The 26,288-nt window shown below is 37.1% G+C and carries 20 protein-coding genes; 7 read left to right on the forward strand and 13 right to left on the reverse strand.

Going from position 1 to position 26,288, the window contains the following annotated elements; genetic code table 11:
• Positions 1-2: 2 nt before the first annotated feature.
• The 4 genes from IL356_RS17835 to IL356_RS17850 form a co-directional block, all read right to left on the reverse strand.
• On the reverse strand, positions 3-1,247 hold the full coding sequence (locus IL356_RS17835; RefSeq protein ID WP_121849456.1) for a UDP-N-acetylglucosamine 1-carboxyvinyltransferase: 1,245 nt from the start codon (positions 1,245-1,247) through the stop codon (positions 3-5).
• Between the two features lie 105 nt (positions 1,248-1,352).
• Complete coding sequence (locus IL356_RS17840; RefSeq protein ID WP_121849457.1) at positions 1,353-2,465, reverse strand: glycosyltransferase; 1,113 nt, start codon at positions 2,463-2,465, stop codon at positions 1,353-1,355.
• 41 nt (positions 2,466-2,506) lie between these two features.
• Positions 2,507-3,637, reverse strand: a complete 1,131-nt coding sequence (locus tag IL356_RS17845; protein WP_121849458.1) for a glycosyltransferase family 4 protein — start codon at positions 3,635-3,637, stop codon at positions 2,507-2,509.
• Positions 3,638-3,741: 104 nt separating this feature from the next.
• Positions 3,742-4,923, reverse strand: coding sequence for an O-antigen ligase family protein (locus IL356_RS17850; RefSeq protein WP_121849459.1), 1,182 nt, complete (start codon positions 4,921-4,923; stop codon positions 3,742-3,744).
• Positions 4,924-5,258: 335 nt separating this feature from the next.
• Here IL356_RS17850 and IL356_RS17855 point away from each other — a divergent pair, with 335 nt between their 5' ends.
• The 6 genes from IL356_RS17855 to IL356_RS17880 all read left to right on the forward strand — a co-directional run bounded on the left by IL356_RS17855 (position 5,259) and on the right by IL356_RS17880 (position 12,277).
• Positions 5,259-6,461 (forward strand): glycosyltransferase family 4 protein, encoded by a 1,203-nt coding sequence (locus tag IL356_RS17855; protein WP_121849460.1) that lies wholly within the window; start codon positions 5,259-5,261, stop codon positions 6,459-6,461.
• Between the two features lie 172 nt (positions 6,462-6,633).
• Entirely contained in the window at positions 6,634-7,239 is a 606-nt protein-coding gene (locus IL356_RS17860; protein WP_121849461.1) for a sugar transferase, read from the forward strand.
• 5 nt (positions 7,240-7,244) lie between these two features.
• Entirely contained in the window at positions 7,245-8,267 is a 1,023-nt protein-coding gene (locus tag IL356_RS17865; protein ID WP_121849462.1) for a glycosyltransferase, read from the forward strand.
• Entirely contained in the window at positions 8,264-9,232 is a 969-nt protein-coding gene (locus IL356_RS17870) for an ATP-grasp domain-containing protein (RefSeq protein WP_121849463.1), read from the forward strand. Before IL356_RS17865 ends, IL356_RS17870 begins: the two co-directional genes overlap by 4 nt.
• On the forward strand, positions 9,216-9,872 hold the full coding sequence (locus IL356_RS17875) for an HAD family hydrolase (protein WP_121849464.1): 657 nt from the start codon (positions 9,216-9,218) through the stop codon (positions 9,870-9,872). The genes IL356_RS17870 and IL356_RS17875 overlap by 17 nt, the downstream gene beginning before the upstream one ends.
• Before the next feature lie 362 nt (positions 9,873-10,234).
• Positions 10,235-12,277, forward strand: a complete 2,043-nt coding sequence (locus IL356_RS17880) for an HAD-IA family hydrolase (RefSeq protein ID WP_121849465.1) — start codon at positions 10,235-10,237, stop codon at positions 12,275-12,277.
• A 9-nt stretch (positions 12,278-12,286) separates the two neighbouring features.
• Here the strand turns inward: IL356_RS17880 and IL356_RS17885 are convergent, their stop codons facing one another.
• The 9 genes from IL356_RS17885 to IL356_RS17925 all read right to left on the reverse strand — a co-directional run bounded on the left by IL356_RS17885 (position 12,287) and on the right by IL356_RS17925 (position 23,415).
• Positions 12,287-13,471, reverse strand: a complete 1,185-nt coding sequence (locus tag IL356_RS17885) for an OmpA family protein (RefSeq protein ID WP_121849466.1) — start codon at positions 13,469-13,471, stop codon at positions 12,287-12,289.
• A gap of 121 nt (positions 13,472-13,592) precedes the next feature.
• A complete protein-coding gene (locus IL356_RS17890) occupies positions 13,593-14,066 on the reverse strand; it encodes a hypothetical protein (RefSeq protein ID WP_162987916.1) in 474 nt (157 codons plus the stop codon).
• A complete protein-coding gene (gene bshA / locus IL356_RS17895; RefSeq protein WP_121849468.1) occupies positions 14,047-15,192 on the reverse strand; it encodes an N-acetyl-alpha-D-glucosaminyl L-malate synthase BshA in 1,146 nt (381 codons plus the stop codon). Before bshA ends, IL356_RS17890 begins: the two co-directional genes overlap by 20 nt.
• A 94-nt stretch (positions 15,193-15,286) precedes the next feature.
• Positions 15,287-18,199 (reverse strand): glycoside hydrolase family 3 N-terminal domain-containing protein, encoded by a 2,913-nt coding sequence (locus IL356_RS17900; protein WP_121849469.1) that lies wholly within the window; start codon positions 18,197-18,199, stop codon positions 15,287-15,289.
• A gap of 102 nt (positions 18,200-18,301) precedes the next feature.
• Positions 18,302-18,784 carry an ABC transporter ATPase gene (locus IL356_RS17905; RefSeq protein WP_121849470.1) on the reverse strand — a complete coding sequence of 161 codons (483 nt, stop codon included), beginning with the start codon at positions 18,782-18,784 and terminating at the stop codon, positions 18,302-18,304.
• A 48-nt stretch (positions 18,785-18,832) separates the two neighbouring features.
• Positions 18,833-19,624 carry a (Fe-S)-binding protein gene (locus IL356_RS17910; protein WP_121849471.1) on the reverse strand — a complete coding sequence of 264 codons (792 nt, stop codon included), beginning with the start codon at positions 19,622-19,624 and terminating at the stop codon, positions 18,833-18,835.
• Between the two features lie 35 nt (positions 19,625-19,659).
• Entirely contained in the window at positions 19,660-20,982 is a 1,323-nt protein-coding gene (locus tag IL356_RS17915) for a (Fe-S)-binding protein (protein WP_121849472.1), read from the reverse strand.
• The gene (locus IL356_RS17920) at positions 20,982-21,956 is read right to left on the reverse strand and encodes an MlaD family protein (RefSeq protein WP_121849473.1); all 975 of its coding nucleotides are present in this window, start codon (positions 21,954-21,956) and stop codon (positions 20,982-20,984) included. The genes IL356_RS17915 and IL356_RS17920 overlap by 1 nt, the downstream gene beginning before the upstream one ends.
• 97 nt (positions 21,957-22,053) lie before the next feature.
• Positions 22,054-23,415, reverse strand: a complete 1,362-nt coding sequence (locus IL356_RS17925) for an N-acetylmuramoyl-L-alanine amidase (protein WP_225621546.1) — start codon at positions 23,413-23,415, stop codon at positions 22,054-22,056.
• 134 nt (positions 23,416-23,549) lie between these two features.
• Here IL356_RS17925 and IL356_RS17930 point away from each other — a divergent pair, with 134 nt between their 5' ends.
• Positions 23,550-26,270: a putative LPS assembly protein LptD gene (locus IL356_RS17930; RefSeq protein WP_225621547.1), complete on the forward strand. Its 2,721-nt coding sequence runs from the start codon at positions 23,550-23,552 to the stop codon at positions 26,268-26,270.
• Positions 26,271-26,288: the final 18 nt, after the last annotated feature.

The following is a 26,288-nucleotide window of genomic DNA, read 5'->3' on the forward strand; positions in this document are numbered from 1 at the left end:
ATTTAAATTATCACGCCAAGCCCCTTAAGCTTTCCTGCCAAATTTTCGTAGCCACGACCTATTTGCCATGCGTTTTGAATAATGGTCTCCCCATCTGCTGTTAATCCTGCCAACAATAAAGATATTCCAGCACGTAAGTCTAGAGCAGTGACCTTCGCACCACTTAATGGGATTCCTCCTTTGATTTTTAAAAGGTCACCTATAACCTCAAATTGCATTCCCATTTTTGATAATTCTTCTGCGTAACCATATCTTCCGGGAAAACGTAAATCCACAATTTTTGAGATTCCGTTAGACATTGCTCCATAAACAGCAAAAAGAGGCTGCATGTCAGAATTTATACCTGGATATGGTCCGGTGCTTATTTCAATAGGAAATGCTTCTCCTCCTTTGACTATTAAACTTGATTCTCCTCTAAAAAACTTCATACCACTTTCTCTTAAATAAATAAGAGGAACTTCTAAATGTTCAAAAGGAAAATTCCTTATTTCAACCTCACCTTTGGTTATTACCGCCCCAATTGCCCAAGTCAATGCCTCTATATTATCCGGAACCACATTATGTCTTACACCACTCAACATATCGACTCCATCAACAACAATACATTTCTGTCCAAAAACCGTAATTTTAGCCCCCATTTTATTGAGCATATCAATTAGATCCATAATTTCTGGTCTTATATGAGGATTCCAAATTGTTGTTACACCTTTAGCCAAAGTTGAGCAAAGTATTGCATTTTCTGTGGCTCCCGTAGACCTAATAGGCAAATGTATATCCGCTGCTTTCAGACCCTCTTTGGCCTCCGCGCATAAATAATCACCTTCTTCCCAAACTTTAGCACCTAATTTCTCTAATAGCATAACGTGCAAGTCATACTTTCTTTCTCCCAGTTTACAACCTCCGGGTAAAGGTACTTTACCTTCGCCATATCTTGCTGTCAAAGACCCCAAAATCAGCAGAGTATTTCGAATAGATCGTCCTTCCCAATCTAAAACAGTACTATTATTTCCATTTTCACTTATATGTATAGTATCATGGTGAGTATTACAAACTTTACCAAGAACTTTAAGCATTTCAACATGCACCTCTATATCAAGTAAACCATTAGGAAAATTACCTAAGAGAACAGGTTCTGATGTCAATAATGAAGCGGCTAACAACCTTAAAGAGCTGTTTTTAGCTCCGCTCACCTCTACAATTCCCTCTAATTTTCCTTTTGTGATGACTAGATTTTTGTCATTATCCATATTATTTTTTTTAAGGTGATTACACCATTGCTACAGTTAAATTCTAAAGATTGACATGATGTCGCTAAGCGTATAAATTCAATCTTGAAATTATTATTAATATTATTAAACAGAGTATACCAACTCTGTCTTTCTACCTATATTAGACCAGTCATAGTATTTGAACAACCTTGTCCAAACAGACTCATCTGGATAATTGTCCTTCTCGTCTATAGCCCTTAGAATTGCTCTGCCTAAACTGTCAGAGTTAACCTTGTCTAAAACATAACCTATTTCTCCAATCTCGAAGGGCTCGGTCAAACCTCCTACATTAGACACAATCACCCTCTTTTTTTCTCCGATTGCGGTTAACAAAATACCACTTTGAGATATCTTTGTATAAGGCATTAAAATAAAATCTGACATCCTTACGCAAGCTAGAAATTCGTGAGATGATAAAAATCTGTTAATTACAATTGCGTTGTTTACTCCTTTTAATTCTAGTAGTTTTTCATTTTTACCGCTACCAGCTATCAATAAGACAACGTCATCTCTATTGATTAATTCTTTCTTTTTCCAAGTATTTATAATTATATCTATTCCTTTATAACTGCTGATACTACCTAAACTAGAAAAAACAGTCTTATTATTCAGTCCATATAAATCGTTGAACATCTTTGCTGACTCTAATACCCTGTTATTCTCAGTTTGGTCAAGCACATCAAGTATACCATGCGGTACAACATGAATTTTGTTAGTAGGAACTTCAAAAAGGTCAACTAAATCATTTTTAGTCTCATTAGTATGAACTATTAACCTATCGACTTTATGATAGATTTTTTTATAAATACTCCTGTATTTGTTACCCGAACCATGAGGTAATATATTATGAGCGGTTAAAATTATTTCACTTTTCTTTGAAATCATCTTCAACAAGAGAAAATCTAGATGTGGGATTTTAAGCCATTGAAAGTGAATTGCCCTAATTTTATCTTGATTTAATTTAATTTTTCTATATAAAAGAAATTGAGATTTCAGATAACTCAAAATTTTTAAAATTCCTTTTTTGCTTGAATAATGGTATATTTTATTTGTGTTAAGGTTTTTTTCTTCGTAATCATATTTCGAGCTACAAAAGTATTCAACTTGATAATTTTTTATATTTGAAATCAAAGAGTAATCATAAACTGAAAGGTTATTATAACTCATAGGATTTACATAATAAATATAATTCTTCATAATTCTTTATACCTCTAGGTAGACTTAGATTAATTTTGAATTTAAAGAATATTATCAGATATATAAGCCATGATTTTTCTTGCCCGTGTGGTAATATCAAATTTTCTGGAATATTCATAAGCCTCTGAACCCATATCAGTCAACTTTCTGTTATCACTTATTAAACTTTTTATAGCTTTATTTATTTCCTGAACATTCATGGGGTCTACTAATATTGAAGACTTATGGTCACACTGAAATTTAATCTCAGGAATGTCAGAAGAGATAATTGGTAAACCACAGGCCATAGCTTCAACTATGGCATTGCAAGAACCCTCATGTAGAGTGGGTAGAACAAAAATATCGGATGCAGATAAAAATTCATGAACGTCGTCTGTAGGAACTCTATTCTTGAAGAGGATTTTCTTATCATTCAATACTTGTGCTCCACTACCAATAAAAATGACTCGAACATCTGGCAAATCATTTAAGGCCTCTAAAACCCGTAAGGGTCCTTTGTCATGAACAAATCTTCCGACAAAAATGATAATTTTCTTATTTAAAGGAAAGCCCAACTTTTTCCTCATTTCAATTTTGTCTTTTCTAGCAAATTGATCAAAGTTCACAGCATTTGGACTCACCATGATTTTTGATTCATCAACTCCCACTTCAATTAAGTTTTGTTCAATTTGAGGCGATACTGCTATAAATCCATTAATTTTTGATATTAGCTCTTGATATTCTTTATCTGAATAATACTTCTTTCTTTTATTAATATTTTTAAGTTCTCCTTCTGCCACAACGATTGGCTTACCCATCTTTTTCAAAGCTTTAACAGCGATAATACCATTAACGAGAAAATGAGCATAAACTACATCGAATTGTATATTTTCTTCACGCACAACCTTTCTAACCGCCCTAACCATGAAAATCTCACCAATCAAGTGCGTGTTGAAATTCAGTATTTGCTTGTTGGAAGCTGATATTACATATGGCCTATAGACCGTTGCTAATTCGTCACCATAATCAACATTATTCTTTGTGTATTTAGATTTTTTCCAAATTGTTCGCGGGGCAATTACCGTGACCTCATGCCCAATTTTTACAAATTGCTGTATTAAATTATATACAAAAATTCCGTAAGTGGGGCTTTCAGTAGAAGGATAATTATTAGATACAACTAATACTTTCATATATATTAATTTAGGAATACTTTACGTTTCATATGATTTATGGATTTCAAAGTAGAAGAGCAATCTTAGAAGTTCTTCCTTTCTTTTAAGACGACTATTTTACTTCAAGTCGTATCACTGTGCCTAGACCCTAAATTTTTAAATGTCGACCCAATCAAAACTGCAAAGAAAAACCAAAAAAAGATTTTACTTATTGCACCACCAGTCTTACCCATATTAAATACTACTACTGCCAACATGACCATATAAACAACTTCTCCATTCTGCCTAAATTTCTGATACAAATTTTTACTAAGTCGCAAAATAAAAATCAAATAAAACAACAGCCCAAAAACGCCTGTAGTCATTAGAACATATAAAAAAACATTATGTGGGTCGATCAACCTTCCTGTATAACGAAGCATTTCGGGCAAAGCTCCTGCCAAGCCTACACCGAAAAATAAGTTATCCTCAATTATTAAGAGAGATGACTGCCATAAATCACTTCTTCCTGTATCCCCAGATTCAATTGTTCTTAAAATTCTTTCTTTAAAAACCGGATTAGATTTCATTATCATAGTCATAAATAGAACTGAAAAACTAATTCCTATTAGAAAGAAGATCATTTTCTTAAGAATATTGATCCTCATGAACAAAACAAGTAAAGCTAAACTTATAAAAACAGAAACAAGTGCCCCTCTCGAGCCACTCAATATTATAAGGTTAAGACAAGAAATGATTGCAACAGAATAGAGCAATAATTTTTTCCAATCGAATTTTTCAGTTATAAGACGCGAAACACAAATTAAAAAGGCAATTACAACTTTTACACCAATTGAATTTGGATTTTCACCAAATAATAGAAGACGCCCACCTTTGAAATCACTTCCTATTCCAATTAGAAAAAGAAAATATAGGAGGGAAATACTAACAACATAAGCATTCAGAGCTTTATCCACAAGTGTGCTATCTTCATAAAAATGACTAACCATCAAAGTCATCAATATAATTAACGTAATAACTCGCTCATTATAAGCCCCTTCAATTGACTCAGCATAGGAGCTGTTCAAAGCTGTTGAAATAACACCAATAATTGTAAACAGTATTAAAGGAATTAAATACTGTCTTACAGATATAATACGAAAACTCTTTTTCAATCTCGGCAGCCATGAAATAATATAAATAACGCTAGCCATATAAGTCACTGATATCGATCCACCTAGTTGAAATGGGTCCCAATTCTCAAAAGTAACAGAGAAAACTAGAATAAAAAGGCAGTAATTATTTAACTTTTCAAAAATACTCACAGTTTAAAAAATTGACAATAATTAATATCTTTTGCTGTTATCATAAAGTAAATACAAATTAAGTTTCACCTGTTATTTTACTTGGCTTTCAACCAAAACCGACATATGTCCTAGAAGCAAAAGGCCAAAGCTACTTCAAAGTTTCTTTTAAAAAAACAGAAGTATGACAAACTGCAGAAAACTTCTTTATAAACGACTTAAATTTTTGCTTTTGTTCAATGGCTAGCTTAATTAAAACTTAAAAAGAATATTTAAATAAATCCTTTTTTTCCAATAGTTATTGTACTCAGAAAGACCACTATATTCGCACAATATTATAATAACGTCTACTAGATATGAAAATTCTATACCTACATCAATATTTTCACACGCCTTATCAACCAGGAAGTACGAGATCATATTGGATTGCTCAAGAACTGATTAAGCACGGTCATTCAGTTACTATGCTTACTATGAACAAAAAAATCGACTCTAAAGTAGAAAGAGTTGAAATTGATGGTATTGACGTAATATATCTTAATATCCAATATGATAGCGGTACAATGAATATAACGCAAAGGTTAAAAGCTTTTTTAAGTTTTGTTTTTAAATCAATACCAGTTGCCGCCCGAGAAAAGGATGTCGACCTTGTCATAGCGACTTCAACACCCCTAACTATTGGTATACCCGCTCTTTTTCTAAATTGGTTTAAGAGAAAACCTTTCCTTTTTGAAGTTAGAGACCTTTGGCCAGAAGTTCCAATACAAATGGGAGGATTAAAGAATAAATTTTTGATTCAGATGGCTCTTTTTTTAGAAAAGACCATCTATAAAAATGCTAAACATATTGTTGCACTATCTCCGGGAATGTATGATGGGGTGATTAAGAGAAGTATTTCACCCAAAAAGGTCACAATGATTCCGAACATGTCCAAAATATCTGAATTTTGGTCAAGAGAAAAAGACACAAAATTATTTAAGAGATTAGGTTTAAGACCTGATAGTTTCAAAGTGATATATTTTGGAGCCATGAATATCGCTAATGGAATGCATTATATCATTGATGGAATAGAATCACTTAAAAACAATGATGAATTTGAATTCATCTTCTTGGGTAATGGTGCAACAAAATCCGAGATTGAAGAAAGGTGTAGAAAAAGCGGAATTAATAACGCAAAATTTCTGGGGAGTTTTCCAATGGAAGAGCTATCTGAAATTGTAAATCTCTGCGATGTATCCTTAATAACCTTCCAAAACCTACCCATATTGGCAACTAATTCTCCAAACAAATTATTTGATTCTTTATCAGCTGGAAAAACAATTATAGTAAACTCTGCAGGGTGGACCAAAACTCTGGTTGAAGAACATAATTGCGGTTTTTACGTATCGCCAGAGCATCCGGAAGAATTGGCTGAACAACTATTATTCTTAAAGAACAACCCTATAATTCTAGAGCAGATGGGAAAAAATTCAAGAACCCTTGCTGAAACAGTTTACGATAAAAGTATACTCTGTGATAAATTCGCAAATTTAGTCGATAAATTGTTGAAAGAAGCATAATTAATGTCCCTTGTCAAGTTCAAAACTTTTAATGCCTTCTCTCTAGGCACTTTAGCCATAATCTATATTTTGACTTAATTTTGTCCAAAATACTTGAACTTAATCTAAGTAGAGAGTCTATTCGAAATATTTATGTTTATTTTGCCTCTACTTATGAAACAGAAATAAAAGTATGTACCGACACTTTCTTAAGAGAGTTTTCGATTTTCTAATAGCTTTTTTTGCTTTGCTAATTGCTTCTCCAATTCTCGTCTTAGTAACACTTTTATTAAGTATTGCCAACAAGGGCAAGGTGTTTTTTATTCAGGAAAGACCCGGAAAAGATGAGCGTATTTTCAAGATTTGGAAATTTAAGACTATGAATGATAATCGGGATTCCGACGGAAATTTATTGTCTGACAAAGAACGTTTGACCAATGTGGGTAAATTTGTAAGAAAGACATCATTAGATGAGCTTCCCCAACTCTTCAATGTATTGAAAGGAGACATGAGCCTAATAGGCCCCCGACCACTTCTTGTCTCATATTTGCCCTTGTACAACGAAACCCAGAGAAGAAGACACGAAGTTAGACCCGGAATTACCGGATGGGCCCAGGTAAATGGAAGAAATGCTATTGCTTGGGAAAAAAAATTTGAATATGACGTATACTACGTTAATAATTACTCCTTTTTATTTGATTTGAGAATAATTCTTTTGACTATCCAGAAGGTTCTAAAAAGTGATGGTATTAATTCGACCACTAGCGCAACCATGGAGGTTTTCACTGGAACCAAATAACTATTATGAAATTAAGCATCATAATTCCGTGTTACAATATGGAGCTCTATCTACCGGAATGTGTAGATAGCTTGTTGGCACAAAATCTCGATTCGTCACAATACGAAGTTATTATCGTTAATGATGAATCTAAGGATAGAACCCTAGAAATAGCGAGGAAATATGAAAGCAACTATTCGAATGTAAAAGTTATTGACAAGAAGAATGCAGGGGTCGGTGCAGCTCGAAATTCAGGCTATGATCTGGCCCAAGGAGAATATATATACTTTCTAGACCCAGATGACTATCTGGCTCAAGACACCTTACCCGTTTTGCTTTCGAAAATGGATCAGCTCCAACTCGATATCTTAAGTTTTCGTACCAAATCGGTTTATGAAAAAAAATATCCTGTTTCCGAAAACCCTATAGACAATAATCACGTACAAATAAAGGTTACCGACGGTATTACATATATTGCCAACAAAAAATATCAAAATGAGATTTGGTGGTATCTGATAAGAAGAGATTTTATTAAATCGACCGGAATTAGATTCATAGAAGGAAAATGGATGGAAGATGCCATTTTAACCGCAGAACTTTTTTGCGAAGCGAAAAGAATGGCTCACATCGATTTAGATGTACACAGATATCGAATTTTGCCGACGTCGGCAATGCGAAATAAAAGTAGAGAGCATTATAATAAAGTAATATATGATAATGCTAATGCGGCTCACGTCTATCATTCGCTAATGGAGCGTTTGCCTAAAGACCATGAGTATGCTGACCTTTGTTTAAAGAGACTTAAAACCAGACAACAATCATTTGTTTTCTTTCTTTTGGTAAGATTAATGAAATCGGATATATCGGTGGCTGAAATACCCAAAATGCTTGACGGCTTTGAAAAAATAGATGCCTACCCCTTGAAAAGGTTTCTTGGTGAAGACTATCATGGTTTTAGTTATTCGTTTTTGGTTTTTATCTTTAACCGCAAGGCATTGATCAATCCATTTATAAAGATATTTAGGTCATTATATAACCTGAAAAAATGAATATTTTAATTTCATCGGCAGGAAGACGCGTTTCACTTGTAAGAGCTTTTCAAAAAGAGCTTAAGAAGTTATACCCGAACGGTAAGGTCTATGCTTCCGATGCCAACCCAATATTGTCGGGCGCATGCCAGATAGCTGATGGCTATTTTGAGGTTCCTTATTTGACAAATGACGATTACTTTGATGTTTTAATAAAGGAATGTAAAGAGCGTGATATTCAACTGATCATCCCGACTATCGATACCGAATTGCTTCCCCTTGCCCAACACAGAAAGAAACTGGAGGCAAACGGAATAGTACCATTGGTTGCTTCTGAGGATTTCGTGGCCAAGTGTAGAGACAAACGTCAGATTCACAAGTTTTTCGAATCTTATGGAGTAGGTATTGCGAAAGAATATGATAAAAGTAATTTCGAACTACCCATATTCATTAAGCCAATCGATGGTAGCAGAAGTGTTGATACGTATTTAATTCAAGATAGAAGTGAGTTGACCGACTATCACTTAGAAAACCCGAAACTAATGTTCCTGGAATATTTAGACCATGATACATACGACGAGTTTACCTGTGATATGTATTATTCGAAGGACCATAAACTAAAGTGTATTGTTCCAAGAAAACGTATTGAGGTTAGAGACGGGGAGGTTTATAAAGCACTTGCGGTATTCAATGAACTTGTACCTTACTTGAAAGATAAATTATCTACCGTAGAAGGTGCTGTGGGCTGCTTAACTGCCCAATTCTTTTTAAATTCTGATAATAACGATATCAGAGCCATTGAAATCAATCCTCGTTTTGGGGGTGGTTTTCCCCTATCCTATTTGGCCGGTGCTAATTACCCTAAGTGGATTATAGAAGAGTATGGAAAAAATAAGGAAATACCTGATTCTTTCGAATGTTGGGAGAAAGATTTATTAATGATCAGGTATGACGATGAAATCTTAGTTCATGGATATAAAGATTGATTCCAGCACTGTAATTGTCTTTGACCTCGACGACACCCTTTATAACGAACTATCATACTTAAAATCGGCCTATATAGAAATTGCCCAATCTTTGTCTCCAAAAAATTGGCAATCGCTCTACTCCAGAATGTTCTCATTATATAGAGACCAAAAAAATGTTTTTCTGTACTTAAGTGAAAACTGGCCAATTGAAAAGGCTAAATTAATTGAAAGTTACAGAAATCACTTTCCAAATATTACCCTGTTTGAAGGCGCAAGACAACTGCTTACTGACATAAAAGCAAAAGATGGCAAGTTAGCATTGATTACCGATGGAAGGAGCCTAACTCAAAGAAATAAGCTAAAAGCGCTACAAATAGAAGATTTGTTCGATGAAGTAATTATCTCGGAAGAAATTGGCTCTGAAAAACCGAACATAAACAATTATCTGGCCATTGAAAGACAATTTCCGAACTCATCGTATTGCTACATTGCCGATAATCTCAAAAAAGATTTTATCGTACCCAATGAAAGAGGATGGAATTCTATTGGATTGATAGATAATGGGATGAATATTCATTTTACTTCCCACCAATATTTGAACGATTCAACATCTCCAAAAGGTCTTATAGTCAGTCTAAAGGAAATTACAATAGCTTAAAACTTGGTCTTTGTCAAAATCTTAGCCAAAGAAAAATACTCGCAATTTTAATTCAGACCGTTCATCGAAGAAATAATCTACAAAAAAGTAGAAAGAGTGTAGTTTATCGAAATTTTTCCTAATATTTTCCTAAAACACGTCCAAAGAGTGTATTTCATCGTAGATATTTGCACTTAAACCCCGTAAAAGAGTTCGCGTGTACACTAATGAAAATCCCTCGAAAAGGTCTAGCCTAAAATCATGGTTTGATGATTTAAAGGAAGATATTCTAGTATTCCTTTATCACAAGCATCCTGTTTTCTTTCTACTTTTTATAAAGTAGTAGTTGTTCACTTTCAGCACTATACTTTAGTTACCCCACCTTGAACACTATTGAAAAAAACATCAGAAATACTGGAAAGCGTGTCATTTTTACCGATTTCTATGATACTCTTGTTCACCGCAAAGTACACCCGAATTACACACTGCGTATCTGGGCCAAAATCCTAACTCGTGAACTTGGTCTTGAAATAAACCCGGAACTTCTCTTTCAGATTAGAAGAGACTCTTTACACTACGTTTCAAAAAGAGAGAATAAAAACTCTTTAGAGCTGGAATACAATTTCGTCGTAGAGGAGGTTTATAAAAGGTTATTTAACAATAATTTACTAAGAAAGATTGATTATACAGTTTTTTATGAATTATACAAAAAAGCAGATATTCTTTCTGAGATAACAGTTCAATTTAAGAATGAACAACTCATTCAAGCTTTATATAACCTAAAAAACGAAGGTTATAAAATTTATCTAATTTCTGACTTCTATCTTTCAAAAGAAATCATTGCTGAAATAATTCAGCAACATCAATTTGCTGACTTATTCGAAGATTTATTCGTATCCAGTTCAGAATCTAGCTGTAAGGAAAACGGCTCTCTATATTCTTATGTGCTTAACCAATTAAATATTGACCCTGAACAGGTTGTTATGATTGGTGACAATAAAAAAAGTGATTATGACAATGCCCTTGCTAAGAATATTGCGTCCATTCACCTTAAGCATACCTTCCATAAATTAAGAAACAAAAAAGGCCTTTTCGGCAACGATTTTGACGAATTTGCAAATGCTTGCCAAGGCGTCGAAAGAAAATGCACCAAAAGCAAGTTTGTTTTTAGTGAGTATATTCTTCATTTTTATTTCTTTACAGAAAGACTGTATCTTCAAGCAAGAAAGCAGAACATCAACAATCTGTTTTTTTTGGCACGGGAGGGACATTTTCTAAAGCAGCTCTTTGATCAATATCAAGAGATGAATGGGTTTGAAAAAGAAAACAGAATAAAAACTCATTATTTAAAAGCCTCTAGACAATCTGCGACGCAACTGGCTCTTCAACCTCTTAAGGACGAAAAATTCGCGTCTTTGATGAAGAAATTTGGGTCAATGTCCTTCAATGATTTTCTAGACTGGTTTCCTTTTTCCGATCAGACCAAAAATCAAATCAAAAATGAAATTGCTATTCCTCAAGACGAAGTCCACGCTCGTTTTTTTGAATCAGAGGCTTTAGATTTACTGAAGTCTAATCCTACTTTTACAAATGCCTATGAAGACAGTAGGTTATATCAAAGAGAAGCCTTTATAAACTATGTTGATTCGTTTGAAGTCGATATAAATTCGGAAGGCTTACATTTGGTAGATGTAGGATGGGGCGGAACAATGCAAGAGGCTTTATTCAATCATTTTGAGCAAAAAATACCGGTTACCGGCTTCTATCTAGGTCTTAAGGAAATTTACAACATTCAAAAAGGAACTAAACGCTACGGACTTAACTTCTCAATATATCCGAACAAAACATTTTCTGACGATATACTAATGGCCAATGGTCAACTGTACGAGCAACTATTGGCAGCCCCACATGGCAGTACTCTTTATTATAACAAAAATGCAGAATCGCCTACCGTAGAATTTCACGATGAAAATGAGAAATTCGTTTACGAAGAATATGTAGGTCCAATACAGGAGTTCATGCTTGAAAAATTTCAAGAACTATTTAAAGTTCTTAGGCCAATCGATTATGACCAGGAAATGGCTCAAGATTATATGACCGATATGGCCTTGAGAATCGGTATTTTTTCAACTAAAAAGCGTATTAAATTTGTTCGTCAAATTTCGAAAGGTTTTTACCAAAATGTGGGAGCCAACAAAGTAGGAATCACTTATGACCCTACACAGCTAAAAACCTCTAAGACCACCCTTTTTAAAAGATTTATCACCTCACCCGAAAAGGTTTTCCGGTATATAGTTAAACTAAAACCATTTCTTTATAGCAAAGGCCTATACTGGGCCTCCAAACCTATTGACCTGATATATTACTATATAAAAGTAAACCTTTGGGCCAAGAAAAAATGGTTGAGTAAAGGGTTGATACCCTAATTTGTCAAATTAAAATTTGATAATTGTAAACTCTGAACGCCTATTCAATTGATGTTTGGCCTCACTACAATAAGTATGGTCGTCACATTCATTGACCAAATTCTCCTCCCCATAAGCAGCTCCTTTCAGTCTGCTTTCACTAACTCCCATTTTTACTAGGTATTCAATCGTTCTATCGACCCTTCTCTCAGAGAGCCATTTATTATATTTTGCAGTTCCTCTAGAATCTGCATACGAAGAAACTGAAAGCTCTAACTGCATATTTTCTTTCATTATCTGGGCTAGACCATCAAGTACCTTTTTCGCTTCTGTAGATAAATAAGACGAATTCAAGTTGAAGTAAGCATTGCCCAAACCGTCTATTTTACTTCGAATAGCATCTTTTCTTTGCTTTTCCAAAGCCTTGGCCTCTTCTTCCGCCCTTTTCTCCGCTAAAGCCTTCTCCCTTGCCAGTTGATCCGCCAGAGCTTTAGCTTTCTCTTTCTCAACTTCATCGATTGAATCTCTTTGCTTTTGCAGTTCTTCTTCAAGTGCCAACATGCGTTCTAGCTTATCTTTTTCTTCATTAGTCAGTTCTTTCTCGATTCCAAATCGATAAACGACCCCGACCCCATGCTGAAGATGGTTAGTCGCATTGTCATTGCTAATTCTCCATTTACCTGTAGAGTTAAAATCTAATCCGAAGTTCTCGGTAATCCATGTTCTAAATCCAACAACTCCATTATAGGTACCCCTTCCCACATTATCGGCTTTTGTATAACCCAATCCCACACCAACATAAGGATCGAACCACGAGTCTTTTCCAAAAATGCGCATCAAATCATAGGTCAAGCGAGAATCTATGGCGTAATAATCCTTTTCTTCCTGATTAATTTCTCCTTCGATCAGTTTGCCCACTTGATATTTATTGTACGTACCAATAGCTTCCACTCCCAGGCCACTTTTAAAATATCTACCAATATTCAGTCTAGTAGGATAGGGCAAAAAATTCCATTGCGAATCAACCGCAAAAAGCTCATCGAACATATCGCCCGAATCGTCAACAGCATTGAAACCAAGGCCTACATGCCACGAACGCGCAATTAGACTATCTTTTGAAGTCAAGACCAAATCAGGGTTCTCTTCTTGTGAAAAAACGGTTTGGTAACCGGAAATATATAGGAGCAATAATACGAATAGCGTAATTCTTTTCATGTAATTAAGATTTGGGTGTTCTAACAACAAAATTAGGTATTGAAGCTACCTCATATGAATATATCTCTTGAACAACCAGATTATTCGACGTGCAACTAAATCAGCAGTAAGAAATACACTGTCAATCGGAATCAATTATAATCTTCTTATCTATTTCCGATATTCTATAGACTAAAAAAGGGCGTAATCCCGAAGTTGATGAGGATGCTTTATTTGGGTCCTTGGTTTTTAAATAGACTGTGTCTTCTGTAACCTGTTTAACCCGCAAACTACCTTTGTCAGACTCTTGCACATTAGGAAAATACACAAGAAGTGCATTCTTGCTAAAATCAATGTCTGGTAAAGGAATACCAGGTTTTCTTGTTTTATTGATTTTGGAATAGAACTTTTTAAGTGCTCCCGAATCTTTAATTACAAAATAATCCTCTTCAATAGAACCATCGTAATAATCGGATACTAAAAGTTCGATTAAGTTATCGGAATCTTCTTGCTCGGTTTGATTGTTCGTAGCACCATTCTTTTGCCCTTTACAAGAATGGATTAAGACTGGAATCAGTAGAATTGCGAGATATGCCTTAACTAAATGTCTTGTCAAACCTACTTTTATAAGCCTCTTCGTATAGATTTTCATATAAGGGAAGTACTTTAAGAATATCAAATCTTTCAGAAGATTTTCGGGCGTTTGTTTTGAATTTTTCCAAAACTTCATCATCCCCTAGTATTTTCAGGGCATTTGCCGCCATTCCTTCCACATCGCCTACATCATTCAAGTAACCGGTAATACCATCAAGATTAACTTCGGGTATACCGCCAGCATTACTAGATATAACCGGCACCTTATTGATCATCGCCTCCAATGCAGCCAAACCAAAACTTTCCGATTCCGATGGAAGAAGAAACAAATCGGAAAAACAAAGAATACGGTCTATCTCATTACTATTACCAAGAAAGATAACCTTGTCTGAAATACCCAAAGAATCACATAAACGCTCGGCTACTTCTTTTTGTGGCCCTTCGCCCACCATTATTAGCTTAGCGGGCATTTCTTTTTGAATACGATGAAAAACCTGAACCACATCAGGAATGCGTTTAACCTTTCTAAAATTACTTATATGCGTAATTATTTTCTCGTCATCATCGGCCATTAATGACCTTTGACAATCGGTAAATGAATTACTGTATTTTTTCTTATCAATGAAATTGGGCACTACCTGAATATCTTTCTCAATATTGAAAAACTCTAAAGTTCTTTCCTTTAAATTTTGAGAGACCGAGGTAACGACGTCAGATTGGTTAATGCTAAAGGTAACCGCTGGTTTATAAAACGGATGTTTCCCGACTAAAGTAATATCTGTTCCGTGCAGGGTTGTTATCATTGGAACATAGATACCTTCTTCCTCAAGCATTTTTTTAGCCATATAACCCGCATAAGCATGAGGAATGGCATAATGCACATGCAATAAATCTATGTTATGAAGTTTAATGGTATCAACTAACTTGCTAGAAAGCGCCAACTCGTAAGGCTGATAATGAAAAAGAGGATACTCAGGAACATGAACCTCGTGAAAATAGATATTATTATTTAAGAGGCTTAGTCTAACGGGCTGTCTATAAGTGACAAAATGTACTTCGTGACCTCTATCTGCCAAGGCGATGCCCAATTCTGTGGCTACAACACCACTACCCCCAAATGTCGGGTAACATACAATAGCTATTTTCATCCTTCAAATTTAACCAAAACTACTATCTATGTCGTTATGCCGCTTTCGTAATTTCAAAACGACATAGTTAAGATTTAGTTAACGCCTTCTAAAGCTACTGTACCATAGCATCATAAATAGCTTGCTGTATACGCGTACGAAGACCTGATTTTACTAATAGGGTATTAGATGCCGTAGGATAGGTTCGGTTTGAAAGAAAGACGTACACAAGCTCTTCGTCAGGGTCTGCCCATGTATACGTTCCTGTAAACCCACTATGACCAAAACTTTTTCTGGAAACACAGCCACAGGTAGGTCCCTTTTCTTCTAGTTGGGGCTTATCGAACCCTACCCCTCTTCTGACATTGTTATCACAGAAATAACAGGTATTGAACTTTTTTACCGTTCGGTTGTCTAAAAATCTAGTGCCGCCATAATAGCCACCCTGTAGGTACATTTGCATTATTTTGGCCACATCTTCAGCATTGCTAAAAAGGCCGGCATGACCTCCTACCCCACCTTGCATAGCTGCTCCCATATCGTGCACATAGCCCTGAACGGTTTCATAACGATAATATTTATCTTCTTCACTGGGTACAATACGCTCTTTAGAAAATTTTTCAAGGGGATTATAGCTGGTATTGAAGGCTCCTATCGGGGCATATAGAAAATCATTAACCAGCTTATCAAGTGGCTTACCTTTCTTATCCTCGATGTATTTTTTCATTACGTAATAAGCCACATCACTATAGCGGTACCGGTTAGATTTTAATTCTTGCCTGCCTATTCTATTATAAATAGAGTCTCGGTAGGCATCGGTCAAGTATAAATGGTCTGTCACTTTTATAGAATAGCCATCTACAGGGGCGGTTCGATAAAATTCATCGGATGGTTTCCTGTTCTTATCCAACGTGTCTACATAAAAAGCAATCCATGCAGGTAGTCTCCCGTAGTGCGAAAGCGCTTTTAGAACGGTAACATTTTTAAGTTCTGAATGAGCATATTCAGGTATCAGGTCTTGAAAAGTATCGTTTAGGGCAATATCACCGTCTTCCTCCATCTTCATAATCATTGGTAATGTTCCCAATATTTTGGTAATGGAAGCTAAATCATAAATATTATTCGATTTAATACTGTCCTTTGAATTATATGTAGGCTTGCCAAAGCCCTTGTTATATACAACTTTTCCTTTTCGGGCCACCAATACCTGCGCTCCTGGAAACATCAAAGAATCAAGTCCATCCTGTACCAAGTGGTCGATTTCCGCTAATTTATTCGGGTCGAAACCCACCCTTTCAGGAAAACTATACCCCAATCTTGATAGTGATTTTAGTTCTATCTTCGTGTTTACGGGAAATTCTTTATGAGCGCTTACTGGTAATTTTCCATTGGCCGAAATAGCACCGAAAATTACTTCGGCCGTTTTCTCTTGCGCCAGCGGGCTATTTTGGTAAGAAACAACTACACCATCTATATTATCAAAAGACGGGACATCTAATAAAGCATAAGGCTTTGCAAAAACGGATAAAATAAGGTTTGAACTTCGCATTGCGGCAATTTCCTTCAACCAGTTCAATTCTTTTTCGCTGAACTTATATGCTTTCCAAGGGCTTTCATTGCTTTTATGATGGCCCACGATTACCAAATTAAAATCTTCTAACTTCTTTTTTAAAGTATTGATATCGCCAGCATTGACTTGGGTTACGGTCGTGTATTTATTTAAGCTTTCAACGAACACATCGCTGTCGGAATCACCAAATTTAACATATGCTATTTTTTTGTTCTCCAATCTCTTGATTCCCATCAAAAAGAAATCGTTCTTGACCACCGTAATCGCATTCTCTATTGCCTCTTCGTATAATAAGTCATCTTCCCGCGAATTCAAATCATTATATAGGTTCTCAACCTGAACAGGTTGATATCGATTCAAACCCACTTTGTATTTGGCCATCAGAATCTTCTTGACCGAATATGCCAACCTTTCTTCTGAGATTCTTCCTTTTTTATAGGCTTTGGTCAACTTTTCTTTTGCCTTTTCAATTTCCGTAGGCATGAGTAAGATATCGTTACCGGCCATAAAAGCGGCCAGTTCGGCCTCTCCATCTTTTCTTGATTCAGTGACTCCTTTCATGTTGAGGGCATCGGTAAAAACCAACCCTTCAAAACACATTTCTTCCTTAAGAATTCCGGTAATCACCTGCTCCGAAAGTGATGAGGGCAACCCTTCTTGTAGTTCAAATGCAGGTACTTCTAAATGGGCCACCATTACACTACTAAGCCCCTCATCAATCAATCTTTGAAAAGGATAAAGTTCAAGACTATCTAAACGATTACGGCTAAAATTGATCAAAGGTAATGCGTGATGCGAATCAGTAGCTGTATCACCATGGCCAGGAAAATGTTTTCCACTTGAAAGAACTCCGGCACTCTCCATGCCTTTCATAAACGCAATTCCTTTCTCCGCGACGTTCTCTCTATCTTCACCGAACGATCGGTTACCTATGATGGGGTTTTTAGGATTGGTGTTAATATCTAAATCAGGCGCAAAATTGATGTGCACACCCAATCTTTTTGCATGCTCACCAATTCTTCGCCCGACATCGGCCACAATAGTATTGTCTTCTATAGCGCCCAATGTCATATTCCAAGGGAAAGCATACGTAGAATCCAAACGCATAGAAAGTCCCCATTCGGCATCCATGCCAATAAGCAAGGGCAATTTTGAGGCTTGTTGATATTCATTGGTCAGTCTGGCCTGTCTAACCGGTCCTCCGGTCGAAAAAATGACACCACCTATACCCTCTTCCTCAATCAACTTTTTAATTTGATCCGTACTCGACTTACCTTGATCAGAAGCGACCATCACCATAAACAACTGCCCCAACTTCTCATCTAAAGTCAAGGAATTATATTTGGCATCTACCCAATTCTTTTGGTCGAGGCTATCAGAAGTAACCAAGGGATTTTTCTGTGCAAACGCACCGTTCAAAACAAATAAAAGTATGGGGAAAAGTATGAAAAAACGCATAGTGAACAACTGGTCTATGGCAATAACTGAAAACTAAAAAAAATATTGCATTTCATCGAACAGATATAATGAAATCAATACTTAACAAATGGGAATTAAAATTTACATGAACCTAGAATGCCAACTTTCAGAGGCAGGCACCTCCCAAAACTCTTCATACTCTTGCTTGTTATTGACCAAGTTGTTAAAGACTACCGTATTTTTAGAAACTGCTTTCTGCTTTGCCATTTTTTTGAAATCGGCAAGAGGTTTATAAGCAATGAATTCGCCTTGTTTATAAGAGACGTTCATCTTATCCAATAAATCTACATTGTACTTTTGCTGTAGCTGTTGAATGAAATGAACTGAAGCATCAATCGAACAGCCGGAAGCCGAGCTTACGGATTGGTCTAAACCTAAAATAATGAATCGGTTGTATTTTATTTCGTAACCGGCGCGAAGCGAACTACCATGCGCCGTCCATTGTTCTACAAAGGCATCTAGCTCACTTCTTAACTCAGACATTTCTTCTTCAGAAAAAGGCCGGTTGGATTGATAAATCCAAACCCTTGAAGTTTCGGGCAAACTTTTGAACTCTACTAGCATATTTATTTTTAATCAAAAATTTAATCTCTCCATTCGTTCAATTGCTATCTATAAGTCTCCCGCTGAAGCCAATAGCTCAGCAATATCCATAACGGCAACCTTATCTTCCTTTTCCTTGTTCTTAACACCGTCTGTCATCATCGTATTACAGAAAGGGCAGGCTGCTGCAATTATTTCCGGGCTCGTATCTAGTGCCTGTTCGGTTCGCTCGATATTTACATCTTTATCGCCTTTTTCAGGCTCTTTAAACATTTGTGCACCACCGGCACCACAACAAAGACCTCGTTGCTTGCAACTTTTCATTTCTACCAGTTCGGCATCCAACTTACGAATGAGCTCTCTTGGAGCTTCGTAAACATCATTGGCCCGACCAAGGTAACAAGGGTCATGATATGTAATTCGTTTTCCTTTGAACTTACCACCTTCTAAAGAAATTCTATTATTGTTAAAAAGTTGTTTCAAAAATTGGGTATGGTGAACCACTTCATAAGTTCCTCCAAGACCAGGGTATTCGTTTTTAAGGGTGTTAAAGCAATGAGGGCAAGCGGTTACTATTTTTTTTATGCCATAGGCATTCATCACCTCTATATTGGTCATGGCCTGCATTTGAAACAGAAACTCGTTACCAGATCTTTTGGCCGGATCACCCGTACAACTCTCTTCAGTTCCTAAAACGGCAAAAGAGACATTGGCCTTGGCCAGAAGCTGTACAAAGGCCTTTGTTATTTTTTTGGCCCTATCGTCAAAACTACCAGCGCAACCTACCCAAAAAAGTACTTCAGGACTTTTTCCTTCAGCAAAAAGTTCGGCCATTGTAGGCACTTTTATATCATTTGCCATTTTTGTTATTCTTTTCTTTTTACAGAAGTATTACATCAATCATTTGCCCAGTTCAATCGATCCATTTGATTAAATGGCCAAGGGGCACCGTTGTTCTCGATATTGCCCATCATATTGTTGAGTTCGGACGGTGCCGAAGATTGTTCCATCACCAAATATTGGCGCATATCCATAATTATGGATAAAGGATCAATACTGACCGGGCAAGCTTGAACACAAGCGTTACACGTAGTGCAGGCCCAAAGCTCTTCTCGTGTTATATAATCATCAAGTAATTGCTTACCGTCATCAGCAAAAGTACCCTTGTTTTTCTCAATGTTCTTTCCTACTTCTTCCAACCTATCCCTTGTATCCATCATAATCTTACGAGGAGATAGTTTCTTTCCAGTTTGATTTGCCGGGCATTCATCGGTACAACGACCACACTCCGTACAGGTGTAGGCATTCAATAGTTGAACCCAATTCAAATCGGAAACATCGGAGGCACCAAACTTGCCTGGTTCACCTTCATCTTCCGCTGGAGCTGCAAAAGGGTCCGCAGAAGGGTCGAGCATTAGCTTGACCTCGTCGGTAACGGCATCAAGATTTTTGAACTTACCTTTAGGAACCACTTTGCCATAGTAAGTATTCGGAAAAGCAAGTAATATGTGTAAGTGCTTTGAATAATACAGGTAATTAAGAAAAACGAGAATGCCAATGATATGTAACCACCATGCCGTTCTTTCGATGACTATAAGTGATGAAACCTCCATACCCTGAAAAAGAGAAGCCAAATGTTGACTTATAGGAAATGCCCCTGCCTGGGTATAGTGTTCGGCATTCAATTGTTGAAGCTGAAAATCGGCAGCATTCATGGTAAGAAATAGAATCATCAAAACAAATTCTATGTAAAGAATCATGTTGCCATCTTTCTTAGGCCAACCTTTCATTTCAGGCTTTATAAACCTGCTTAAGCGTATAATATTTCTTCGAACCCAAAATGCCGTTACCGAAATTATTACCAGAAGAGCAAGTATTTCAAAACTGGCAATCAAGAAATTATAAATGCTACCCAACGGAGCAAACACTCTATGCGTACCTAAGAGCCCGTCTATGATGATTTCCAGAACTTCAATGTTTATTATAATGAAGCCCAGATATACTATAATATGTAAAAGCCCTGCAACAGGCCTAACCACCATTTTTGTCTGACCCAAGGCAATTCTAGCCATGTTCTGCCAGCGCTGTGGTTTATTATCAGATACGTCTACATCTTTGCCCAGTTTGATATTGCGAAGCAATGAATTTACGTTACGGGAGAAAAAACCAATTCCCGCAATCAATAACACACCGAATAATATGTTAGGCAGGTATTCCATTATTGTTCTTGTTCATTCGGTACGGCTGCCGGGTCATTTTCAGGCAACTCATAGTCTTTTTGCTTTTTCCCGAATACAGATACATTCACGTAGCGCTTGGGGTTCAACCTAAAATCTTGCAAGAGCAAATCCAATTCTCTCGAAGCATTGTTCAAGTTTGCGTAAAGCTCTTCATCTTTCATCAGTTTACCCAACGTACCGTCTCCCCTTTCAATTCTGGCCATCAAGGTATTCAGATTCGCCATTGTCGACTCTAGACTTGCTAGTGTTCTACCCAAACCTGCATTGTTCAGAGAATCTGAAAGTTTGCTAAAGTTGGCCGTAAGTTCTTCAAAGTTCTTTAAAGAGCCTTCTAGTTTGCCCTCGTTGTTGCTTAAAATTCTATTCAAAACTTCGGCACTTTTCTGAAAGCTAGCTACCGTGGTATTTAGGCCACTAAGGGTTTCTCTCAAATCGCGCCTTGCCTTTTCGTCAAGAACATCGTTCACATTTCTTAATAAGGTATCTGCATTGGTCATAGCTCCTTCAACCTTTTTCTGAAGGGGGGTCAACTGTTTTTGTACTAGTTGAGTTAAACCTGGTTGCGATTGGCTTGGAAGTGTATCGCCAGACTTCACCATTGGCGACCCATCGAATACGGGTTTTATCTGAATGCCTTTTCCACCGATAATACCTGTATCATAAAGCTCGGCCAAACTTTGGTTGGAGAAATTAAAATCGCTTTTAACGAAAAATGTGACCAAAAGACTACCGTCTTGATCTTTAAAACTTATATCGGTTACATTACCGACTGCAAATCCGTTGATAGTTACAGGTGTACCCGTTTGCAAGCCACCAACATCTTTATAAACAGCATATAAAGTCTTACCGTTTTCGAAGAGCGGAGAAGATTTTAAATAGCTAAATCCTAATATGAACAACAAAATACCACCAATTACAATGATACCTGTCTTAATTTCCCTTGATAGTTTCAAATGTCAATTTTTTGGGTTAATAGGGACTACCTAAAATCTCTGTGTCCTTAACAAAATTAGAAATAATTTATGGAAGGGCGCACCAAACTTGTTGCGGCTATTTCAAACTTTCTTTAAACGGTATACGCTCTCCATTCCGGTAAGCCACTATATACGAAGTTTTATACCCTTTTAAATCTGCATTTGATTTCAACATTTTTGCCTCGCGTAACGACCTGGTGCTACCATACACATATCTATACAAGTTTTTGTAAGGTTCTTTGGCTACTAAATTAAGGCCGTTAAAGGATTCTGGTCTTAATGGAAGGTCTTTGGCACTAGCCATGATTTGAACCTTATATATTATCAAGTCTTCACTGGACTCGGCCGATGGATTATTGTTCGATGAAGCCTTTTCAGCTTTAGCGCTACCAGTATTTTGCTTATTGGTGTCAGATTCAGAACTTTTCTGGGCCTCTTCAATTATCTCTGCAGCACCCTTACCCGCATTATCTTCCGGTTTCGTGACAGAGCTGTTTATGGTCGGTGATTCTTGCTGAGCCACTTCTTTGTTTTCCTTCGCGGTTTCAACTACCTGTTTTTCATCTGGTTTCTTATCTTCAACAGGTAACTCTTTTTTGGTCTCAACAACTGGATCAAAGTCGGCGATATTACCCATTGCATTGTTTCTGTAAGCAACAATAGCATCGGCGATGGCCGTACCCATTTCAGATTGGCCTTTTTTAGAATTCAAGTAAGCGCCTTCTTGTTTGTTTGTCAAAAAGCCAGTTTCGACCAAGACACTGGGCATAAAAGTTTGATGCAATACGATAAAACCAGCTTGCTTCACTTTCCTATCGTTTCTTTTCAACTTACCAGAAAAATTATCCTGAATTGTCTTGGCGAGGGCTATACTATTATCTAAAAACTCCTCTTGCATAATGGTCAACCCAATTATAGACTCCGGCGAGTTAATATCATAATCGGCATATCTATTTTGGTAATTATCCTCCAAATAAATAACCGAGTTCTCTTTCTTGGCGACCTCAAAATTCTGTTTGTTGGCATGAAGACCTAAAACGAAGGTACCGGCACCATACGCATTAGAGGTATGCGAATCACAATGAACCGAAACAAAAACATCTGCATTCGCCTTATTGGCTATTTGCCCTCGAACATAAAGATCAACAAAAGTATCGTCTTTACGGGTGTACACCACTTTGATATTCGGATTCTTCTCTAAAATAGAACCCACCTTCAATACAATATTGAGGGCAATGTTCTTTTCTAAATAACCGTTACCTAAATTACCAGGATCATGGCCACCATGGCCCGCATCCAAAACAACGGTAAATTTATCGTCATTTTGAAATGTAGCCTTATTTTTGCCAAAAATATAAATTGGTAGTGCCAATGCGATAAATAGAAGTAATCTTAACTTCGACAAACACATAATTACACTGTATTTCGATGCATTCATTATGGTTAAATTTATGGTAACGCCCTATCAGCGGAAGAAAAAATATATGTAAGTTTGACCTCCGAAAGTCTGGCCAAACGCTTACAAAAATAGGATATATAGCCTTGCAATCAAACAAACACTTTTTTCTTTTAATGGCATTGCTATTACTCGGTGTTCTTTCGGCCGCTGCCCAGGAAGATGGCGTCATCCCCTTACCAATCAAAGCAGAACAAGACACAATTATCGCGCCACTCTTCCCTGGCCCTATACAACAAACTGCTAGTCAAAAAGATAGTACAGCTCAAGATACGGTCAAAACAACGCAGTCGATGCTTTTGGATAAAATAAAATACAAGGCCAAAGACTATGTAAAACTTAGTCAAAGCGACCAGAAAATCTATTTGTACAATGAGGCCGAAATCTACTACCAAGATACCGAACTAAAAGCCGGCATTATTGTGATGGATTACGTAAAAAACGAGGTTTATGCGGGAAGAATAAGAGATTCGTTGGGCAATTACACACAGCTTCCTTTTTTCAAACAAGGCGACAATGAGGTGCGGCCAGACAGTATTCGCTTTAACTTCGATACTGAAAAGGCCCTTATTTTTAATTCTCGAACCGAGCAACAGGCCGGTTTGGGGCAGTTGGGCAGCGACGCAATGAAGGTTTATGCCGAAACCACCAAAAAAGAGAACGACTCGGTCTATTTCATGAGCGAAGCGAAGATAACCACCTCAAAAGATACCGTTAACCCTGATTATTACATTCGAGTCAGAAAAGCGAAATTCGTTCCTAAAAAGAAGGTTATCGCAGGTTTCAGCAACCTTTATATCGCCGACGTACCCACCCCTGTTGCACTGCCTTTTGCCTATTTTCCATTAACGGTCGGGCGAACTGCGGGGTTAATGATGCCCACCTTTGGCAACGATCCCAATAGAGGGTATTTTTTACAAAATGGTGGTTACTACTTGCCATTTAGTGAATATGCAGATTTGACCGTCACAGGTGACTTTTATACAAATGGTAGTTATGGCTTTAGAACGGCAACCATTTATACGAAAAGGTATAAGTATCGAGGTAACATCAACTTTAGGTACGAAAACTTGGTTACCAGCCAAAGAGGTTTTGATGACTATGGAAATCAAAAAATATGGAATTTCCAGATGTCTCACTCACAAGATACCAAGGCAAGTCCCAACTCAAGGTTTTCCGCCAACGTCAACTTAGGAAGTAGCTCGTACTATCAAAATTCTTTGAACCAAGTCAACTTGCCTCTTACTCAGAACAACACCTTATCATCGTCGATATCCTATTCAAAGACATTTCCGAACTATCCTTCGGTGAATATGAGCTTAACGGCCTCTCACTCTCAAAACACGAGTGCCTCGGCGAGGGCCAATCCTGACGAAAAAAACATACAAATGACGCTTCCGACCTTTCAGGCCAGTGTTGAACGTATATTCCCCTTTGCCAAAAGGGATGGGATCAAAAAGGGAGCTTTACAAAATATCAACTTTCAGTACGATGTTAATGCCAGAAACCAGCTAACGACCAATGACGAAGACTTTTTAAAAGCCGCCATGTTCGACGATGCCAAGGTTGGGGCCAGACATCGATTGCCCATCAGTACCAACTTCAAGGTGGCCAAGTTTTTTAGTGTGAGTATGGGTGGTAGCTATGAAGATGTATGGACGCTGGAAACCTATCGTCAACGATATGAACTGGGAGAGGGAGATGAACTAGGCTCGGTCGTAAGAGATACCATCCCTGGTTTTGACCGTTACAACAGATACAATCTGAGTGCCAGTGTAGGTACAACCCTTTATGGAACTTTCAATTTTGGGGAAGAAAAGAAAATTCAAGCTATTCGCCACGTTATGCGTCCCTCTTTAAGCTACGGTTATGCCCCCTCTTTTGACCAGTTTTATGATGAATACCTGAACAACGATACCGGAGAGGTCGTTCAATACAGCCGGTTTGAAGGAACATTGAACGGCGCCCCAAGTTTAGGAAAATCGAATAGTTTAAGCTTTTCTTTGGCCAACACCCTTGAGGCCAAGGTGACCGATAAAGATTCGACGGCTACCGAACCCAAAAAGATTTCAATACTGAACAACTTTAATATTTCTACCGGTTATAATTTCGAATCAGATTCATTGAAATTGAGCCCTTTGCGAGTCAACGGGGGTACGAACATTTTGAACAACAAAATGTCAATTAACTTTTCGGCAGGCTTAGACCCTTACGCCATTGACAACAACGGTAGAAGAATAGACGTATTTAATGTCGATAATGGTGGTAGTCTTTTCAGGCTAACACAAGCAAATATAAATGTGGGCTATTCCATCGATAGCGAAACATTCGGAAGACGCAAAGAAGATGATGAGGAGGACGAAGAGGAAACCGGTGCCTACGATTATGTTGCGCAAAGTGGGGGTCGAGATGATGATCTCTTTGGCCGGTCCGATAATTACAATAATCAGCTCATTGAAGACCAGTATAATGACCGTGATGAAGATGAGGATATTGAAAACCCACCTTATGCCACAAAAATACCATGGAATTTTAGGCTGGCTTATTCCGCAAGCTACTTAAATTCCGCGCGACAGAACGAGTTTAGCAGCCACTCACTCATGTTTTCCGGAGATATTGAACTATCTCCCCGCTGGAAAGTTGGTGGTTCTTCTGGATACGATTTTAAAAACAAAGGATTCACCCTAACACAGCTACGTTTTGAAAGGGACCTTAAGAGTTTTAGAATGAATTTTAACTGGACACCTTTCGGAACATACACCCGTTGGTACTTCTTCATTGGAATCAAAAGTTCTATACTTAGCGATCTTAAATGGGAAAATAGAAGCCAGCGATAGAGGTTTAATATAAAATTA

It is taken from the genome of Euzebyella marina (assembly GCF_014855515.1).
Lineage (GTDB): Bacteria > Bacteroidota > Bacteroidia > Flavobacteriales > Flavobacteriaceae > Euzebyella > Euzebyella marina.

Bases quoted from the DNA above. Each gene is read 5' to 3' on its own strand.
- IL356_RS17875 (WP_121849464.1), top strand. From the start codon at position 9,216: ATGGATATAAAGATTGATTCCAGCACTGTAATTGTCTTTGACCTCGAC.
- IL356_RS17840 (WP_121849457.1), bottom strand. From the start codon at position 2,465: ATGAAGAATTATATTTATTATGTAAATCCTATGAGTTATAATAACCTT.
- IL356_RS17930 (WP_225621547.1), top strand. From the start codon at position 23,550: ATGGCATTGCTATTACTCGGTGTTCTTTCGGCCGCTGCCCAGGAAGAT.
- IL356_RS17865 (WP_121849462.1), top strand. From the start codon at position 7,245: ATGAAATTAAGCATCATAATTCCGTGTTACAATATGGAGCTCTATCTA.
- IL356_RS17925 (WP_225621546.1), bottom strand. From the start codon at position 23,415: ATGAATGCATCGAAATACAGTGTAATTATGTGTTTGTCGAAGTTAAGA.
- IL356_RS17860 (WP_121849461.1), top strand. From the start codon at position 6,634: ATGTACCGACACTTTCTTAAGAGAGTTTTCGATTTTCTAATAGCTTTT.
- IL356_RS17845 (WP_121849458.1), bottom strand. From the start codon at position 3,637: ATGAAAGTATTAGTTGTATCTAATAATTATCCTTCTACTGAAAGCCCC.
- IL356_RS17915 (WP_121849472.1), bottom strand. From the start codon at position 20,982: ATGGAATACCTGCCTAACATATTATTCGGTGTGTTATTGATTGCGGGA.
- IL356_RS17885 (WP_121849466.1), bottom strand. From the start codon at position 13,471: ATGAAAAGAATTACGCTATTCGTATTATTGCTCCTATATATTTCCGGT.
- IL356_RS17905 (WP_121849470.1), bottom strand. From the start codon at position 18,784: ATGCTAGTAGAGTTCAAAAGTTTGCCCGAAACTTCAAGGGTTTGGATT.
- IL356_RS17855 (WP_121849460.1), top strand. From the start codon at position 5,259: ATGAAAATTCTATACCTACATCAATATTTTCACACGCCTTATCAACCA.
- IL356_RS17835 (WP_121849456.1), bottom strand. From the start codon at position 1,247: ATGGATAATGACAAAAATCTAGTCATCACAAAAGGAAAATTAGAGGGA.
- IL356_RS17910 (WP_121849471.1), bottom strand. From the start codon at position 19,624: ATGGCAAATGATATAAAAGTGCCTACAATGGCCGAACTTTTTGCTGAA.
- IL356_RS17870 (WP_121849463.1), top strand. From the start codon at position 8,264: ATGAATATTTTAATTTCATCGGCAGGAAGACGCGTTTCACTTGTAAGA.
- bshA (WP_121849468.1), bottom strand. From the start codon at position 15,192: ATGAAAATAGCTATTGTATGTTACCCGACATTTGGGGGTAGTGGTGTT.
- IL356_RS17900 (WP_121849469.1), bottom strand. From the start codon at position 18,199: ATGCGTTTTTTCATACTTTTCCCCATACTTTTATTTGTTTTGAACGGT.